General features: G+C 36.7%; 17 protein-coding genes. 3 read left to right on the top strand and 14 right to left on the bottom strand.

What is annotated here, in order from left to right; genetic code table 11:
- Positions 1-8: 8 nt before the first annotated feature.
- The 6 genes from era to rpsU all read right to left on the bottom strand — a co-directional run bounded on the left by era (position 9) and on the right by rpsU (position 3578).
- On the bottom strand, positions 9-917 hold the full coding sequence (gene era, locus AC6UD1_RS00835; RefSeq protein WP_500707086.1) for a GTPase Era: 909 nt from the start codon (positions 915-917) through the stop codon (positions 9-11).
- Between the two features lie 10 nt (positions 918-927).
- Positions 928-1323, bottom strand: a complete 396-nt coding sequence (locus tag AC6UD1_RS00830) for a diacylglycerol kinase family protein (RefSeq protein ID WP_500707085.1) — start codon at positions 1321-1323, stop codon at positions 928-930.
- Positions 1307-1789, bottom strand: coding sequence for an rRNA maturation RNase YbeY (gene ybeY, locus AC6UD1_RS00825; protein ID WP_500696650.1), 483 nt, complete (start codon positions 1787-1789; stop codon positions 1307-1309). The genes AC6UD1_RS00830 and ybeY overlap by 17 nt, the downstream gene beginning before the upstream one ends.
- Positions 1790-1791: 2 nt before the next feature.
- Positions 1792-2766 (bottom strand): PhoH family protein, encoded by a 975-nt coding sequence (locus AC6UD1_RS00820; RefSeq protein ID WP_500693806.1) that lies wholly within the window; start codon positions 2764-2766, stop codon positions 1792-1794.
- Positions 2767-2882: 116 nt separating this feature from the next.
- On the bottom strand, positions 2883-3326 hold the full coding sequence (locus AC6UD1_RS00815; RefSeq protein ID WP_500695606.1) for a GatB/YqeY domain-containing protein: 444 nt from the start codon (positions 3324-3326) through the stop codon (positions 2883-2885).
- A 54-nt stretch (positions 3327-3380) separates the two neighbouring features.
- Complete coding sequence (gene rpsU / locus AC6UD1_RS00810) at positions 3381-3578, bottom strand: 30S ribosomal protein S21 (RefSeq protein ID WP_039142968.1); 198 nt, start codon at positions 3576-3578, stop codon at positions 3381-3383.
- Positions 3579-3720: 142 nt separating this feature from the next.
- Between rpsU and AC6UD1_RS00805 the strand changes: the two genes are divergently transcribed.
- Positions 3721-4539 carry a pyruvate, water dikinase regulatory protein gene (locus AC6UD1_RS00805; protein ID WP_500693808.1) on the top strand — a complete coding sequence of 273 codons (819 nt, stop codon included), beginning with the start codon at positions 3721-3723 and terminating at the stop codon, positions 4537-4539.
- Here AC6UD1_RS00805 and AC6UD1_RS00800 read toward each other — a convergent pair.
- The 6 genes from AC6UD1_RS00800 to aspS all read right to left on the bottom strand — a co-directional run bounded on the left by AC6UD1_RS00800 (position 4520) and on the right by aspS (position 11503).
- Positions 4520-5455, bottom strand: coding sequence for a deoxyribonuclease IV (locus AC6UD1_RS00800; RefSeq protein WP_500693809.1), 936 nt, complete (start codon positions 5453-5455; stop codon positions 4520-4522). The genes AC6UD1_RS00805 and AC6UD1_RS00800 overlap by 20 nt on opposite strands.
- Positions 5448-6671, bottom strand: coding sequence for a CDP-glycerol glycerophosphotransferase family protein (locus tag AC6UD1_RS00795; protein ID WP_500707084.1), 1224 nt, complete (start codon positions 6669-6671; stop codon positions 5448-5450). The genes AC6UD1_RS00800 and AC6UD1_RS00795 overlap by 8 nt, the downstream gene beginning before the upstream one ends.
- Positions 6672-6682: 11 nt before the next feature.
- Entirely contained in the window at positions 6683-7492 is an 810-nt protein-coding gene (locus AC6UD1_RS00790; RefSeq protein ID WP_500693811.1) for an ABC transporter permease, read from the bottom strand.
- A 27-nt stretch (positions 7493-7519) separates the two neighbouring features.
- On the bottom strand, positions 7520-8587 hold the full coding sequence (locus AC6UD1_RS00785) for a CDP-glycerol glycerophosphotransferase family protein (RefSeq protein WP_500707083.1): 1068 nt from the start codon (positions 8585-8587) through the stop codon (positions 7520-7522).
- 157 nt (positions 8588-8744) lie between these two features.
- Entirely contained in the window at positions 8745-9623 is an 879-nt protein-coding gene (locus AC6UD1_RS00780) for a YitT family protein (RefSeq protein ID WP_500696644.1), read from the bottom strand.
- 101 nt (positions 9624-9724) lie between these two features.
- Positions 9725-11503, bottom strand: a complete 1779-nt coding sequence (gene aspS, locus AC6UD1_RS00775; RefSeq protein ID WP_500707082.1) for an aspartate--tRNA ligase — start codon at positions 11501-11503, stop codon at positions 9725-9727.
- 349 nt (positions 11504-11852) lie between these two features.
- On the opposite strand from aspS, the gene AC6UD1_RS00770 reads away from it, so the two are divergent.
- Together AC6UD1_RS00770 and AC6UD1_RS00765 are read left to right on the top strand one after the other, a co-directional pair.
- Entirely contained in the window at positions 11853-12704 is an 852-nt protein-coding gene (locus AC6UD1_RS00770) for an N-acetylmuramoyl-L-alanine amidase family protein (protein WP_500696642.1), read from the top strand.
- Positions 12705-12717: 13 nt separating this feature from the next.
- Positions 12718-13566 (top strand): fructosamine kinase family protein, encoded by an 849-nt coding sequence (locus AC6UD1_RS00765; protein WP_500696641.1) that lies wholly within the window; start codon positions 12718-12720, stop codon positions 13564-13566.
- On the opposite strand, the gene AC6UD1_RS00760 is transcribed toward AC6UD1_RS00765, so the two are convergent.
- Both AC6UD1_RS00760 and dtd read right to left on the bottom strand, forming a co-directional pair.
- A complete protein-coding gene (locus tag AC6UD1_RS00760) occupies positions 13555-14187 on the bottom strand; it encodes an HAD-IA family hydrolase (protein WP_500707081.1) in 633 nt (210 codons plus the stop codon). The genes AC6UD1_RS00765 and AC6UD1_RS00760 overlap by 12 nt on opposite strands.
- A 1-nt stretch (position 14188) precedes the next feature.
- Positions 14189-14644: a D-aminoacyl-tRNA deacylase gene (gene dtd, locus AC6UD1_RS00755; RefSeq protein WP_500707080.1), complete on the bottom strand. Its 456-nt coding sequence runs from the start codon at positions 14642-14644 to the stop codon at positions 14189-14191.
- Positions 14645-14649: the final 5 nt, after the last annotated feature.

Genomic DNA, 14649 nt, shown 5'->3' with positions numbered 1-14649 from the left:
AATATCACCTAGTAACTATCTTTTCGGTATCCTAATTGTCTTAAAGCTGATTCTTTTTCACGCCAACTTGGTTGAATTTTTACCCACAATTCAAGATAAACTTTGCTTCCAAGTAGAGTTTCAATCTCTTTTCTGGCCAACGTCCCAATCCTTTTCAGCATTCCACCATTTTTTCCAATTAAAATTCCACGTTGTCCTTTTCGTTCAACAATAATATTAGCGTCAATATGAACGTTTCCATTATCTTGGGTCTTCATTTTTTCAACTTCAACTGCAACAGAATGTGGAATTTCTTGCCTCGTTAGTTCTAAAACTTTTTCGCGAATTAATTCGGAAACGATGAAACGTTCGGGATGATCGGTAATTTCATCGTCAGGATAATACTGCGGTCCTTCTGGCAACTTAGAAACCAAAGTAGTCAGTAATTCATCAACATTGTTCCCTTGAAGAGCAGAAATAGGAAACACATCACCCCATTTATAGGCTCGTTTGTACGTGTCCATGATTGGTAATAAACTGTTCGGATTGATTTCATCAATCTTATTGATAACTAAGTAAACCGGACAATCCACTTTTTTTAATTGATCGATGATGTAATTATCACCAGCACCACGAGTTTCAGTAGCACTAACCATAAAAAGGACTGCATCGACCTCCTTTAAAGAAGAGAGAGCAGCGTCGTCCATATAATCATCCAACTTGTTTTTTGGTTTATGAATTCCGGGAGTATCAATGAAAATAATTTGTGCATCATCAGTGGTATAAATTCCCTGAATTTTGTTACGAGTGGTTTGTGCCTTGTCAGACATAATCGCAACCTTTTGCCCAATCACTCGATTCAAAAAGGTTGATTTCCCAACATTTGGACGTCCTACAATTGCTACAAATCCTGACTTATACTGTGCCTTTTCTGCCATATTTTCCCCTTTAGCTCATTAATTCAATAATTTTTGGAACGAAAACAATTAAACCTACAATGATCGCAAAAATTGCCGTTAAAATAACGCCACCAGCCGCAACGTCTTTAATTACCTTAACTCGTTCGTCGTAATGATGGTCCGCCATAAAATCCATGATCCTCTCAACAACGGTGTTAAGAATCTCACCCACAAGAACTAAAATAATTGCGGTAAACAGCCACATAAATTGTTCCAAACTAATTTTCAAAAGAAACCCAATTATTAGGGTAATAATGGCACTAGTTATATCAAACTTAAAGTTTCGTTCATGAACAAAAACCCATTTAATGCCATCAAACGCATGTCCAAAAGCCTGAAATATATTTTTATTTTTCCCAGTCTGTTTATTATTTTGTAAGTCCATAAGAGTCCATAATCTTTCTTTGAAGTGGGAACATGATGGCTTCATCCTCAGGCTTCATATGGTCATAACCATTTAGATGCAAAAATCCATGTACAACTAAAAAACCAAGTTCTCGATCATTTGAATGATTTAAAAAATCAGCCTGTTCAGCAACTTTATCAACACACACAAAAATATCCCCAATATTTTCAGGAATATCTTTTTTCATTTCATCATTCATGATTACGGGAAAATCATCATCACTCTGATCTTCAATCGCAAAACTAATCACATCAGTGGCCCGATCTACACCACGGTAGTCCCGGTTAATTTCCTTGATGCGATCATTGTTGACCAAAGTAACCGACATTTCGGTATTATTCTTTAAATCAATATACTTAGCGGCATAATTTAGAATATCTCTAATCAAATCAATTTTTTGGGGGTCGACCCCATCCTTAGTTTGATCATATATTTCCAGATCCATATCTATTCCCCATTATCATTTTTTTCGTAGGCATTAATGATTTTAGCCACAACTGGATGTCTAACTACATCATCAGCACTAAAGTTTACAAAATTAATATCATCAATATTTCTCAGGATTTTAGGAGCGGTGACTAATCCACTCCGGATTCTTCCGTTTAAATCAATTTGAGAAATATCACCATTAACAATCATTTTAGAACCAAAACCCAACCGGGTTAGAAACATTTTCATCTGAGCATTAGTAGTGTTTTGAGCTTCGTCTAAAATAACAAAAGAATTATCGAGGGTCCGACCACGCATATAAGCTAATGGCGCAATTTCGATAACGCCACGATCCATTAGCCTTTCAGTGTGATCAGATCCAAGGGTCGAATTCAGTGCATCGTACAGTGGTCGTAAATATGGATCAACTTTTTCTTTTAGGTCGCCAGGTAAAAAGCCTAAACTCTCACCCGCTTCAACAGCTGGTCTGGTTAAGACAATCTTATCAACGTCACCCTTTTTTAAAGCGGCAACTGCCATTACAACTGCTAGATAAGTCTTTCCCGTCCCAGCAGGTCCGATTCCAAAGGTAACATCATTATGCTTGATGGACTGAACGTACTGACGCTGCCCAAAATTCTTAACTCGAACTGGCTTCCCCTTATTATCCTTTAAAAGGACTTGATTATATAATTCTGGGAGAAAACCTAGAGTCCCTTTCTCAGCCATCTTCATTGCCGAAACAAAATCACTACCATTCAAAGTGATCCCAGAATGAACAAGTTCAAGCATTCCATTTAAAATATCAATGGTATTTTGAACCGCTTTCTGAGTGTCACCTTCAACCGTAATCTTACCACCAGAATGGCGAATAGAAGTTTCCATCCCCTGTTCTAGAATATCTAAAAAGGCATCTTGAGCTCCAAATAAAGCTGATTCATCATTTGGATTCTTTAACGTTAATTCTTTTTTAAATTCAAAATTATCTGTCAATCAAACAGGTTCCTTTCATATCAACTCAACTTTTACTTAAAATACTAGCATATAATTTGCCACTTACAAAGTAAAAGAACAAAAAGAACCCATTGACCATTCAATGAGTTCCCTTCTTAACTAAGCGCTTTATTAACAAGTTTATTAACAGTGTTGCCATCGGCTTGTCCTTTAACTTTACCCATGACAGCACCCATTACTTTGCCAAAATCGCTCTTGTTTGCCGCACCAAGTTGCTTAACCGTTTCGTTAACAATTTTTTCAAGATCAGCTTCTGACATTTGCTTTGGGGCATAATTTTCAAGAATCTTTAGCTCATCTTCTTGCTCCTTCACCAAATCATCCCTGCCACCATCTTTAAACTCAGCAATCGAATCTTTGTGTTGTTTAACTTCTCGATTAACAACAGCCGCTTCTTCACTATCAGAAAGATCATGACCTAATTTAATCTTTTCATTCATTAAGTTCGACTTAAGCATTCTGACAATTGTCAGCTTAGTCTTATCATGATTCTTCATTGCATCTTTTAGATCATTATTTAATTCATTTGATAAAGTCATATTGGACCTCTTTTCGTCAATATAAAAAACGCTCCTGATCAGGGGCGTTTAATATTAGAAGCTGCGACGCTTCTTTTTCTTATTGTTACGTTTACGAGCTGCTTCTGATTTTAATTTACGTTTTACGCTAGGTTTTTCGTAAAATTCACGTTTACGGAATTCCTGAAGGGTACCGCTTTTTGAAACCGTGCGCTTAAAGCGTCGAAGAGCATCATCAAGAGATTCGTTTTTACGAACGACAGTTTTTGACATGATAAAATCCCTCCCTCCGAGCTTAAATGATACCGTCTGTAATCCTTAACGGTCAATATTAATTATACATTATGGCACGGAGCCCGTCAACGAGTCTGAACAAGAAATATGATAAAATGTTAACAAAGTAGGAGGTAATATTATGGCAACTAATTTTAATGCATTTATCATTTCTGATTCAAGTGGTGCCACGGCAACTTCGATCGCCCGAACCGCTGCTTCTCAATTTCCAGAAGCAAACGCTAATTTTAAACGATACCCATTTACTCAAACGCAATCCATGCTCGATGGAATACTCAAACTTGCTAAAAAACAGGACGCCATCATTTTTCACACTTTAGTTGATCCGGGCCTGAGTAAAATGGTATCTCAATTTGCACTAGAAAATAACCTGTATAGTTTTGACTGCATTCAAAAACCCATTCAAATCATTTCTAAAAAACTCCATGAATCGGCTGCAGAAGTACCTGGCCTAGTTCACAACTTAAATGAAGACTACTTCAAACGGATCTCAGCAATCGAATTTGCGGTAGCTAATGATGACGGAAAACGACCTAATGACCTCAAAAAAGCTGATATCGTTCTTTTAGGAATATCAAGAACATCTAAAACGCCATTATCGCTATACCTTGCCAATCAAAACTTCTTGGTAGCAAACGTCCCAATCGGTCCTACCATCCAATTACCAGAAGAGGTTTATCAGATCGACCACAATAAAATATTTGGTTTAACCAATTCAGTTACCAATCTAAAAAAGATTCGGCAAGAACGGATGATTGCTTATGGGTTAGACCCAAACACTCCATACTCGGACTCAAATCAAATAAAAAAAGAGCTTGACTATGCCAAGCAACTTTATCGAAAACTAAATTGTCTTCAAATTAACGTGTATAACAAGTCAATTGAAGAAACAGCTACCATCATAACTCAAAGTCTTAATATTAACGAACAAGATCATTAATCTTTTTAGCTTGATAATCTTCTTTAATATCCTCAATCATATCAGGATTAAATTTCTGTTCTTTTAACATTTTAATTTCATATTGATGAGGATTAATTTTAACATCCCCAATCTTAACAACCGGCGTCTCTAAAATCTTAGGAACTTGATCAAACTTGGGATACCGGGCTACATAATTTAAAGCATCAAATCCAATGGTCCCGAAACCAATGTTAGTATGACGGTCTTTATGGGATCCCATCGGATTTTTAGAATCATTTAAATGAATCACTTTGATTCGATTAATACCAATAACTTGATCGAACTCTTCCATAACCCCATCAAAATCATTTTTAATGTCATAACCAGCGTCGCTAGTATGACAGGTATCAAAGGTAACCGATAACTTATCATTCAAATTAACACCGTCAATAATCTCAGCAAGTTGTTCAAAAGTCGACCCGATTTCAGTCCCTTTTCCTGCCATTGTTTCAAGTGCAATTTGAATCTTTTGTTCTGGGGTGATTACTTCATTTAACCCTTTAATGATCTGCTTAATTCCGGCTTCAACGCCAGCACCAACATGTGCACCGGGATGCAAAACAATTTGATCAGCTCCCATTGCTTCAGATCGATCAATCTCTTGTTTAAGAAAATCAACCGCAAAGTGGAAACTTTGTGGCTTTTTTGTGTTACCTAAGTTAATGATGTAAGGTGCATGAACTACCACCTCACGTAAATCATGATCAGCCATGTAGTCGTGTGCTTGATCAATTTTAAGATTTGCAATCGGGGTCCTTTTTGAGCTCTGAGGAGCACCAGTGTATAACATAAAGACATTCTCACCATCGCGTTCGGCTTCTTTTGCGGATCCTAACATCATCTCTGGCTTTTTCATTGCAACATGTGAACCAATCAAAAATTCATCATTACTCATGTTTATCCCCCATTACTTTAACAACTTGATTAGAAGCATCTCCATGCTCCCAACTACAAAACTTACCATAAAATTTCTTCATTTTTTGATGATACCCAGCAAACTTACCATTTTCATTAAAATTAGACAACTCTTCATAAAAAGAATTTTGATTTTGAACAATTGGACCAGGAGCATCGCTTAGAAAATCAAAATAAAACCCACGTAGTTCATCCTTATAATGCTTTAAGTCGTAAGTATAAAATAACATTGGCCGTTTTAGATTGGCATAATCAAACATTACTGAAGAATAGTCAGTAATGAGTAAATCTGAAATTAAGTATAACTCATTAATATCACGATCAGCTTCAATGTAAACTCGCTTTTCATACCCAGAAATATCAATTTGGTCCTTGACTAAGTAATGCGGACGAATAATTAAAGTAGTGTCAATAGATACATGCTTAAAGAAACCTTTTAAAGAAAACGGTAACTCAAAGTTATAATTGCCCTTCTTTTGATAATCATCATCACGCCAAGTTGGTGCATACAAAATAACTTTAGAAGTCGAGTCACCAATAATTTTTTCTTTTAATTTTTTAATCTCACCTGAAGTATTTTTATGATATAAGACATCGTTTCTGGGATAACCAATTCGTAACGGAATATTTCTAAAATCAAAGGCGTGATCAAAGATTCGTTCTGAATACTGATTAGGCATAATTAAATAGTCCCACCGCTTGGCTTCTTTGACAAAATCATTATGGTATTGATTAGTGGAAATACCTGGTATCGCAACGTGTTTGATATCAATTCCTAATTTTTTTAACGGGGTTCCATGCCATGTTTGGATATAGGTAGTCCGCTTATTCTTTTTCCACCACTTCGGAAATCGGGAATTAAAAACCCAAAAGTCTGCCCTAGCAATGTGCCAAACCCACCTTGGAAAAAAACGCCGTAAAATCTTTATGTTGGGATACTTTTCGTGTAATTGTTTGTATTTGGAAGCTTTGACACCAAAATAGGCCTTTTTAGCATCATGAGGATGTTGCTTCACCCACGCAAGGTAAATGGCGGCTGGATTATCGTTTATATCCCTACCATTAAAACTTTCAAACATTACTTCATTTTTTTTAGTTGGTAAACAAATAAACCCATCGTTTAAAACGATGAGCCCAGTGCGAATAGTCAACTTAATCCCATTAATTAACTTGTTTTTAATTTGTTTTCCATTCATGTTATTTTTACCTATACTAAATCAACAAAATGCGATCTAAATTTAAAGTGAAGATGAGATCCAATTAAAAAGAAAAATAACGTCATCAACCAAAAAATCACGGTTAACAGTGGCTTCTCCCAAAACCAGCTACTCGATAACATTGAATCCCTGAATCCTTGAACAATATAAAAAAATGGATTCAACTCCAAAATTCTGATTAAAAATGGTGGGAATGACGCAGACGATTCAAAGTTAAATAGAACTCCTGAAATGTAGAACAGCATTCTCATAAACGATTGCAACATAACATGATAATCTCGCACCAAAACAGTAATGGTCGAATTAAAAATGCCAAAGGCAATTAACCAGGCAATCATGGCAATAAAGTAATAAATCCACTGGAACCAGAACAAACTCGGCCGAACTCCATAAAGATAACCAATTACAATTGAAAACGCCAACATTGTCCAAAAAGAACTCAAGTTACTGACTAACTTAATCGAAGGTAAGATGCTAATTGGAAACTTCATCTTTGAAACTAATCCCGCTCGTTGATAAATACTCTTAGAGGCGTCTAGTGTAACTCGGTTCATAAAAAACCAAGGAGTAATCCCAATGACCATCCATGGGAGATAACTGCCGTTGTGTCCGGTACTACCCTTTAACCCCACACCAAAGACTAACCAGTAAATTGCAATTTGAATCAGCGGATAAAGATACTCCCAGACTAAGCCCAAATAATGACTTTGATACGTAGCCTTATCTTCATACTTTGAAATTCGAAAAATAATGCCCAAATTTTCAAATTGTTCCTTAAGTAAGGCCCAAACTTCCTTCAAGCTCAGCACTCTCCCTTTTCTGTTTATCTAATTATTTTGTAAAACATACTTTTTAATAACCCGTTCGGTTGCATACCCATCATTATAAGTGTTCCAGTGTTTATTAAAATTAGTAAAATCAATTTTTTGATTATCCACAATGGCTTTATTCAACTGATCAACCTTAGTGATTGGTTTAGATGGTAACCACTGTAAGAAATCCTTTTGAATTCCTGGGTCTTTTTCGTATTGTTCTAAATCAAACATAAAGAAAATCATTGATCGTGCTTGTGGCAATAAACTAAAATCAAAGGCAACTGAAGAATAGTCCGTTACAAGTGTGTCACAAACTGAAAGTAAATCAGACGTTGAAAGTTGATTATAAAAACGAATATTTCCGTTTGAAAACTTTCTAATACGTGCTTCCTGATCCCTGAGTAAGGGATGAAGTTTAACCACTGTAATCGCATTTGGATCAGCGGTCAATGCTTCGCCAATACTTTTTGGAGGTTCAAACTCTAGACCATCCCGATATGTTGGAGCATACAAAATGACCCTTTTACCCTTTAATTCTGGAGCAACCTGATAAACACGATGTCTGGCAACTCTTCTCCAGCGTTCCTTAAACAATCGATCCGAACGTGGATAGCCTAAATATTTCATTTTACTAGGAACTTCATGATAACTGCGTTCAAAGATCTTTCCCATCGCTTTTGAAGCTACCACAAAGTCATCAAAATGATTGTATACACTTTGAAATCTAAGTCTATCGAAAAACGATCTTTTCTTGGTCGTGGGATCTTCCCATCCAAAACATTTAATGGCACCATCAGCATGCCACAATTGAACAATTCTCATCTTACTCTTTGGTCGTACTAAACCAGCCAAAAATGGGAAGTAATTATCACAGAACAAAACTCGAGCTGACATTAATTGAGGAACGGTAAATAACGCAAATTTAGCGTTTTCATTAAAGGGAATCGTCTTGATTCCAAATGCACTCAAATCAGTTGCTGCAGCTTCAATTTCGGGTTCGTATAATACGACTAATTCTTGTCCAATGGGCGTGTTAGCGGCAATCTGTTTAATCAACCTAAGGTTATTATCGAAACTCATAACATAATATATATTTTTCTTTGGTCGAAAATAAAAAATCGCAGAAACTATTTTAATTAACCATGTATACATGACTTTCACTTAAACCACCATTTTCAATAATTACAATGAGACATTATATCATAAAGAAAAAACCGGGACACTCTAACTTAATAAGCTATTTTCGCTTCTTTTCATAGAAATTCCCTAGTACCTTATCAACATCCACAACCACTCCAAATGAATCTGGATCAGATTCATTTAAAGCCGCTTCAAATTCGGTCATTTCATATCGTGAAATTGAGGTGAACAAAACCGACTTTTTTTTATGGTTATAGGCTCCCTCAGCATTATGAATAATCGTAATACCTCTCCTAAGGTGATTTTGAATACTATCAACCACCGTCTTAGGACGATCAGTAACTACCATTACTTGCACGATTTGTTGCCTTGTATATGCCAGATCCATCGCTTTCGCGTTAACTAGGACTCCAATTGCTGAATAAAAGGCATATGGCCAACCATAAAAGAATCCCGCTGATAAGATGATAAAAGTATTGAATATCAGATTAATTGTCCCAATTGATTTACCGGTTTTACGTTGGATAACAATTCCTAAGATATCTAACCCACCAGTAGAAATCCCATTTTTAAGCGACAGACCCACTCCAAATCCGTTAATGGCACCACCAAAGATAGCACAAATCAATGGATCCGTTGTCAGAGTCAGTGGCTGTAATATTTTGATCATAACACTGGCAACCACAACGGAAACGAACGTAAACATGGTAAACTGATGACCAATTTGTTTCCAAGACAAAATAAACATTGGAATGTTCAGTAAGAAAAGTCCCAAGGCAGCTGAAATTGTAAATGGAAAATACCGTTCTGTAAGAGTATCCAATAGCTGTGCAAAACCGGTAACTCCTGAAGAATAAATGTGTCCGGGAGTCCAAAAGAAATTCATCGCAATTGAAACCATGATTCCGTACACGAAGGCGGTCGAGAACTTAGATATGTACTGATGTCGCTTTAAAATTTTTTGTACGTCGTCCATTTAAGTAGCCCCTGATCATTTAGAAATTCATAACTAGTATACCATTCCAAAATTTAAAAAAAATAAAAAGTTGTGGGGTTACCACAACTTTTAGCTAATATTTAATTATCCTTTTTATCGACTGAAATGCCTAATTCATCTAACTGTTTGTCAGAAACAGGTGTAGGAGCACCAGTCAATGGTTCAACTGCCTTTGAATTCTTAGGGAAGGCAATTACATCTCGAATATTACCACGATGTGCTAATAACCTAGCAAAACGATCTAATCCAATTGCCAAACCACCATGTGGTGGAAAACCATAATCTAATGCTCTAAGGAAATACCCAAATTGATTCTCCGCACTTTCCTTAGTAAATCCGAGGGCTTTAAACATCTTTTCTTGAAGATCACGGGTATGAATACGAATTGATCCTCCACCAAGCTCCAGTCCATTCAGAATAATATCATAACTTTGAGCATGCGCTTTGTGGGGATCTTCTCCATCATTTAGGTAATGTTCGTCACCTACATTTGGCATCGTAAATGGATGGTGAGCAGCAACCCAACGCCCAGCACCCTCATCATATTCAAATAGTGGCCAATCAACAATCCAAAGGAAATTATACTTGTCTTCTGGAATCATATTTAACTCATTGGCAATGGCAACCCGGAGGTATCCTAAAGTATCAGCCACTACCTTACTCCGATCAGCAGCAAATAATAACAAGTCACCGTCTTTTGCCCCAGTGGCTTTTTTAATTTTACTTACCATTTCTGGATCTTTAAAGAATTTAGCGATTGGGCCAGAGAATCCATCATCAGTGACTTTCATCCATGCAAGTCCCTTAGCGCCAAAACGCTTTACGTATTCACCGTACTTATCAATATCTTTTCTTGAGAATTTTGCTGCACCACCAGGAATAGCAATGGCTTTAACCTGACCACCATCTTTAATTGCTGAATCAAATACCTTAAAGTCGGACCCAGTAACTACGTCCGAAAGATCCTTTAATTCCATCCCAAAGCGAGTATCCGGTTGATCTGTACCAAATCGGTCCATTGATTCCTGCCAAGTAATCCTCTCAAAGGGCAAATTAACATCAACGTCAACCGTATCTTTCATGACTTTTTTAATTAATCCTTCTGTGATTTCCTGAATTTCTTCAGCAGAAAGAAATGAAGTCTCCATATCAATCTGGGTAAATTCTGGTTGACGATCACCCCGTAAGTCTTCATCTCTGAAGCACCGTGCAATTTGATAATAGCGATCAAATCCAGCTCCCATCAGTAACTGTTTAAACTGCTGCGGAGACTGAGGTAATGCATAAAATGATCCCGGATATACTCTTGATGGGACTAGGTAGTCTCTTGCTCCCTCTGGAGTTGAAACCGTTAGATCTGGGGTTTCAATATCGATAAATCCATTCTCGTCAAAATACTTGTGAGTAGACTGTAAGATCCGATTTCGGATCAATAATCCCTTTTGCATCACTGGACGTCTAAGATCAAGATAACGATACTTTAATCTTAAGTCATCAGACGCATTGATATCATTTTTGATTTCAAATGGGGTTTGCTTGGAGGTGCTTAAAACCTTAGCGTCAGAAACATCAACTTCAACTTTTCCGGTATGGATATCCGGATTAATTTCTTTTTCTGCTCTAGCAACCACTCTTCCTTTAATCTGGATAACATACTCATTTTTAACTGATTCGGCTACTTTAAGGGCTTCTTTGCCATTTTTTTCATTAAAAACCAACTGAACGATCCCAGCACGATCACGTAAGTCAATAAAAATAAGACTTCCCAAGTTACGCTTTTTAGCAACCCATCCATCTAAGACTACTTCTTGATCTAAATAATCCTCGTTAACGTTTCCAGCATACGTTGTTCGCTTCATGTACTAATCTTCCTCTCATTTAATTGAGTCAAAAGCATAAAAAAAGCGCACCATGTAATTACAAGGGCGCAATTAGCACGGTACCACCTTTTTTAGTTTCTTTTGTTTATTCATTTTACCTCGATGCGTCTTTACCATTTTTAGGACACGCCCTCTCAGCACCTGGACGTTCTCTTCAGACCACTAAACGGTTACTATTCATCGTCAACAGTATTTTAAATCACTTTAAGACTAATAAAACCCACATAAATTGTCAAGATTCTAGTGAGTATTTTTATTATATGCTTAAACAAAAAGACAAAAAAGTTATACTATTATGAGTAATCGTATCATTAATGAGGTCGAAAAGATGAATATAAATTTATACATAAAAAATAAACGCGGTTTTTACACTACTTTGATAATTGTGGGCGTAACCTTGATTATCCTTTTAGTTATGTTAATAAAAAATAATGTCAGTATTGGCTTTAATAACCTGGACATAAAATCCGGTCCAGGGATTGAATATCGTACGGTCAAAACCATTAATCGAGGAACTAGACTTCAAATTCTAAGTGAAAAAGACAACTGGTACAGAGTTGTATATCAAAACCAAAAAATTGGTTGGGTACCTACTTGGTTAGTCAATAATCGTAAGCTTAATAAAGCCACTAAACTATCAGAAACAACCATCGTCTTAGACCCTGGTCATGGAGGAAGTGACTCGGGTGCACTATCAACCAGCGGGCAAAAAGAAAAAAACTACACCCTTAAACTAGCCCAACAAGTCGCAAATAAGCTGCGTAATCGTGGTGCGCATGTTATCATGACAAGGGATTCAGATAAGACGGTTAGTCTATACAAACGACCCGATTTTTCAACTGATAATCATGCCAATTTATTCGTGAGTTTCCATTTTGATTCATCCAGTACCGATAATACCGCAAGTGGATTTACCAGCTACTACTATCATTCAGGAAAATCAAAACAATTGGCATCTGACATCAATTCCAATATGGATGATGTTCCCCTTAATAATCGTGGTGTCCAAGTTGGTAACTATTTAGTGATTAGGGATGTCTCAATCCCATCGGTTTTACTCGAAATGGGGTACATTAATAATGACCATGACTTTAGTAAGATTAAAAATGCTAGTTACCAAAATCTCGTTGCAAATGATGTAACCAATGGAATCAATAATTATGTAAACAAGACTTATTAGAAGGGAGTTTACTATGAAAAAATTAAATCAAGATTGGATTACTCAATTACCATTAAAGAACGTTGAATCGTTAACTCCGGTTTCAGGCGGAGACATCAATGACTCATATCAAGTTAAAACTCCAGATAAAACTTACTTTATGAAGGTCCAGCCTAATCGTGGAAAAGTATTCTTTGATCATGAAGTTGAAGGAATTCACTTGTTATCGAAAGCGGCCAACGTACCAACGGTAGTAGCATCTGGTGAAATTGATGGTGACGGCTTTTTAATCCTAGACTGGATTGACGTTGGTTCTGGAAACCAATACGATCTTGGCAAAATGGTCGCAAACATTCATAAAATTCATAACGATCAGTTTGGATTAGACCAAAACTTCGATGCTGGAAAAATACCAAAAAATAACACCTGGCAAGACACTTGGCAAAAATTCTACGTCGAACAACGAATTGATCCGTTGGTAAAAATAGCAAAAGAAAAAGGCCGCTGGAATGATTCCAGAGACCAACATTATCAAGTTATGAGACAACAAATTATTGACTACTACACAAAACATCCCAGTACCCCAAGCTTGCTTCATGGAGACCTCTGGTCTGGAAATGCTATTTTTACAGCTAATCATGAGCCGATGTTAATTGATCCAGACGTTTATTTCGGCGATCGTGAATACGACCTTGGTGTAACAACCGTCTTTGGTGGATTTAACCGCGATTTCTACCGCGGTTACAATGACACCTATCCAATTGAACCGGGTTTTGAAAACCGGGTCGGTTGGTACCGCTTCTATTACTCACTAATGCACGTTGTATTATTTGGGGAGACATTTGGACCCTTATTAGACGGCGTGCTAAGCTCATTTAATTAAACTTAACATATCGTTAAAATCATGAACTACGTAATCTGGGTCTCCTGATTCAGCAATTACGTAGTCAGGATCGAAAAGGATGGTTTTAATTCCGACATTATGACCTGCATCAACATCCAAACGTCGATCACCAATCATAAGAGTATCAGATCGATCTAAATTCATCTTTTCAATTAAATAGTTCAAAGACTCTGGATCAGGTTTCCTTTTAAAAGACTGTTTGCTGGTAACAAAACCAGTAAACAGTCTTTTTAAGTCAAAATGATCAAGTAGAGTTAATGCTTGGTCATCTCTATGAGTTAAAAGTCCGTTCTTTCCATCCGTTTTTAAAACTTTTAACAAAACATATTGAACCCCTTTAAATGGCTTTGCTAACATAACTTCATCAACTTCAAACTTTTTATAGTCTTTTAGAAATTGATCTCGATTAAGATTAAATTCAGCGCAATATTTGGTCTCAGCTGAGCCCAATGAATGAACTCGCATATCTTCATAGATTGACTCAGGATCAAAGTTAACATCACTCACTCCATTCTCAGCTAACGCCTTACAAAACGAAGTCACCATGTACGGGTAAGTATTAAAAAGTGTTCCATCAAAATCCCAAACTGCATTTGTCATGTTAAATCTTTCCTTTTTTCTGATAATTCAAAATAAATGTGGCAGGACCATGGTTCTCTAAATCAACGTTCATATCGGCACCAAACACGCCAGTTTCAACTTTCAATCCGATCTCTCTGAGTGCGTCATTAAACTTTTCGTAAATGAGTTTAGCGTGCTCAGGATTACCAGCTCCAGTGAAAGTTGGGCGATTTCCCTTTTTGGTGTCAGCAAGTAATGTAAATTGCGAAACAGAAAGAATTGAGCCGTTAACTTGCTGGATGTTTAAATTCATCTTGCCATGCTCATCTTCAAAAATCCTTAGATGAGCAACCTTATGAACAAGATGATTAATTTCATCTTGTGCATCGGAATCTGTAACCCCAACTAAGATCATATATCCGTTACCTATTTTCCCGTTTATTTTACCATCAATACTTACGCTTGCATGATTAACTCGTTGAATCACTAATTTCAATCTTC

It is taken from the genome of Fructilactobacillus sp. X8R1C1 (assembly GCF_059900945.1).
Note: the sequence above shows the minus strand (reverse complement) of the source record. Positions and strands in the feature narration are given on the sequence as shown.

Excerpts from the sequence above, each read along its gene's own strand:
- era (WP_500707086.1), bottom strand. The coding sequence starts at position 917 with ATGGCAGAAAAGGCACAGTATAAGTCAGGATTTGTAGCAATTGTAGGA.
- AC6UD1_RS00830 (WP_500707085.1), bottom strand. The coding sequence starts at position 1,323 with ATGGACTTACAAAATAATAAACAGACTGGGAAAAATAAAAATATATTT.
- ybeY (WP_500696650.1), bottom strand. The coding sequence starts at position 1,789 with ATGGATCTGGAAATATATGATCAAACTAAGGATGGGGTCGACCCCCAA.
- AC6UD1_RS00815 (WP_500695606.1), bottom strand. The coding sequence starts at position 3,326 with ATGACTTTATCAAATGAATTAAATAATGATCTAAAAGATGCAATGAAG.
- rpsU (WP_039142968.1), bottom strand. The coding sequence starts at position 3,578 with ATGTCAAAAACTGTCGTTCGTAAAAACGAATCTCTTGATGATGCTCTT.
- AC6UD1_RS00805 (WP_500693808.1), top strand. The coding sequence starts at position 3,721 with ATGGCAACTAATTTTAATGCATTTATCATTTCTGATTCAAGTGGTGCC.
- AC6UD1_RS00800 (WP_500693809.1), bottom strand. The coding sequence starts at position 5,455 with ATGAGTAATGATGAATTTTTGATTGGTTCACATGTTGCAATGAAAAAG.
- AC6UD1_RS00795 (WP_500707084.1), bottom strand. The coding sequence starts at position 6,671 with ATGAATGGAAAACAAATTAAAAACAAGTTAATTAATGGGATTAAGTTG.
- AC6UD1_RS00785 (WP_500707083.1), bottom strand. The coding sequence starts at position 8,587 with ATGAGTTTCGATAATAACCTTAGGTTGATTAAACAGATTGCCGCTAAC.
- AC6UD1_RS00780 (WP_500696644.1), bottom strand. The coding sequence starts at position 9,623 with ATGGACGACGTACAAAAAATTTTAAAGCGACATCAGTACATATCTAAG.
- aspS (WP_500707082.1), bottom strand. The coding sequence starts at position 11,503 with ATGAAGCGAACAACGTATGCTGGAAACGTTAACGAGGATTATTTAGAT.
- AC6UD1_RS00770 (WP_500696642.1), top strand. The coding sequence starts at position 11,853 with ATGAATATAAATTTATACATAAAAAATAAACGCGGTTTTTACACTACT.
- AC6UD1_RS00765 (WP_500696641.1), top strand. The coding sequence starts at position 12,718 with ATGAAAAAATTAAATCAAGATTGGATTACTCAATTACCATTAAAGAAC.
- AC6UD1_RS00760 (WP_500707081.1), bottom strand. The coding sequence starts at position 14,187 with ATGACAAATGCAGTTTGGGATTTTGATGGAACACTTTTTAATACTTAC.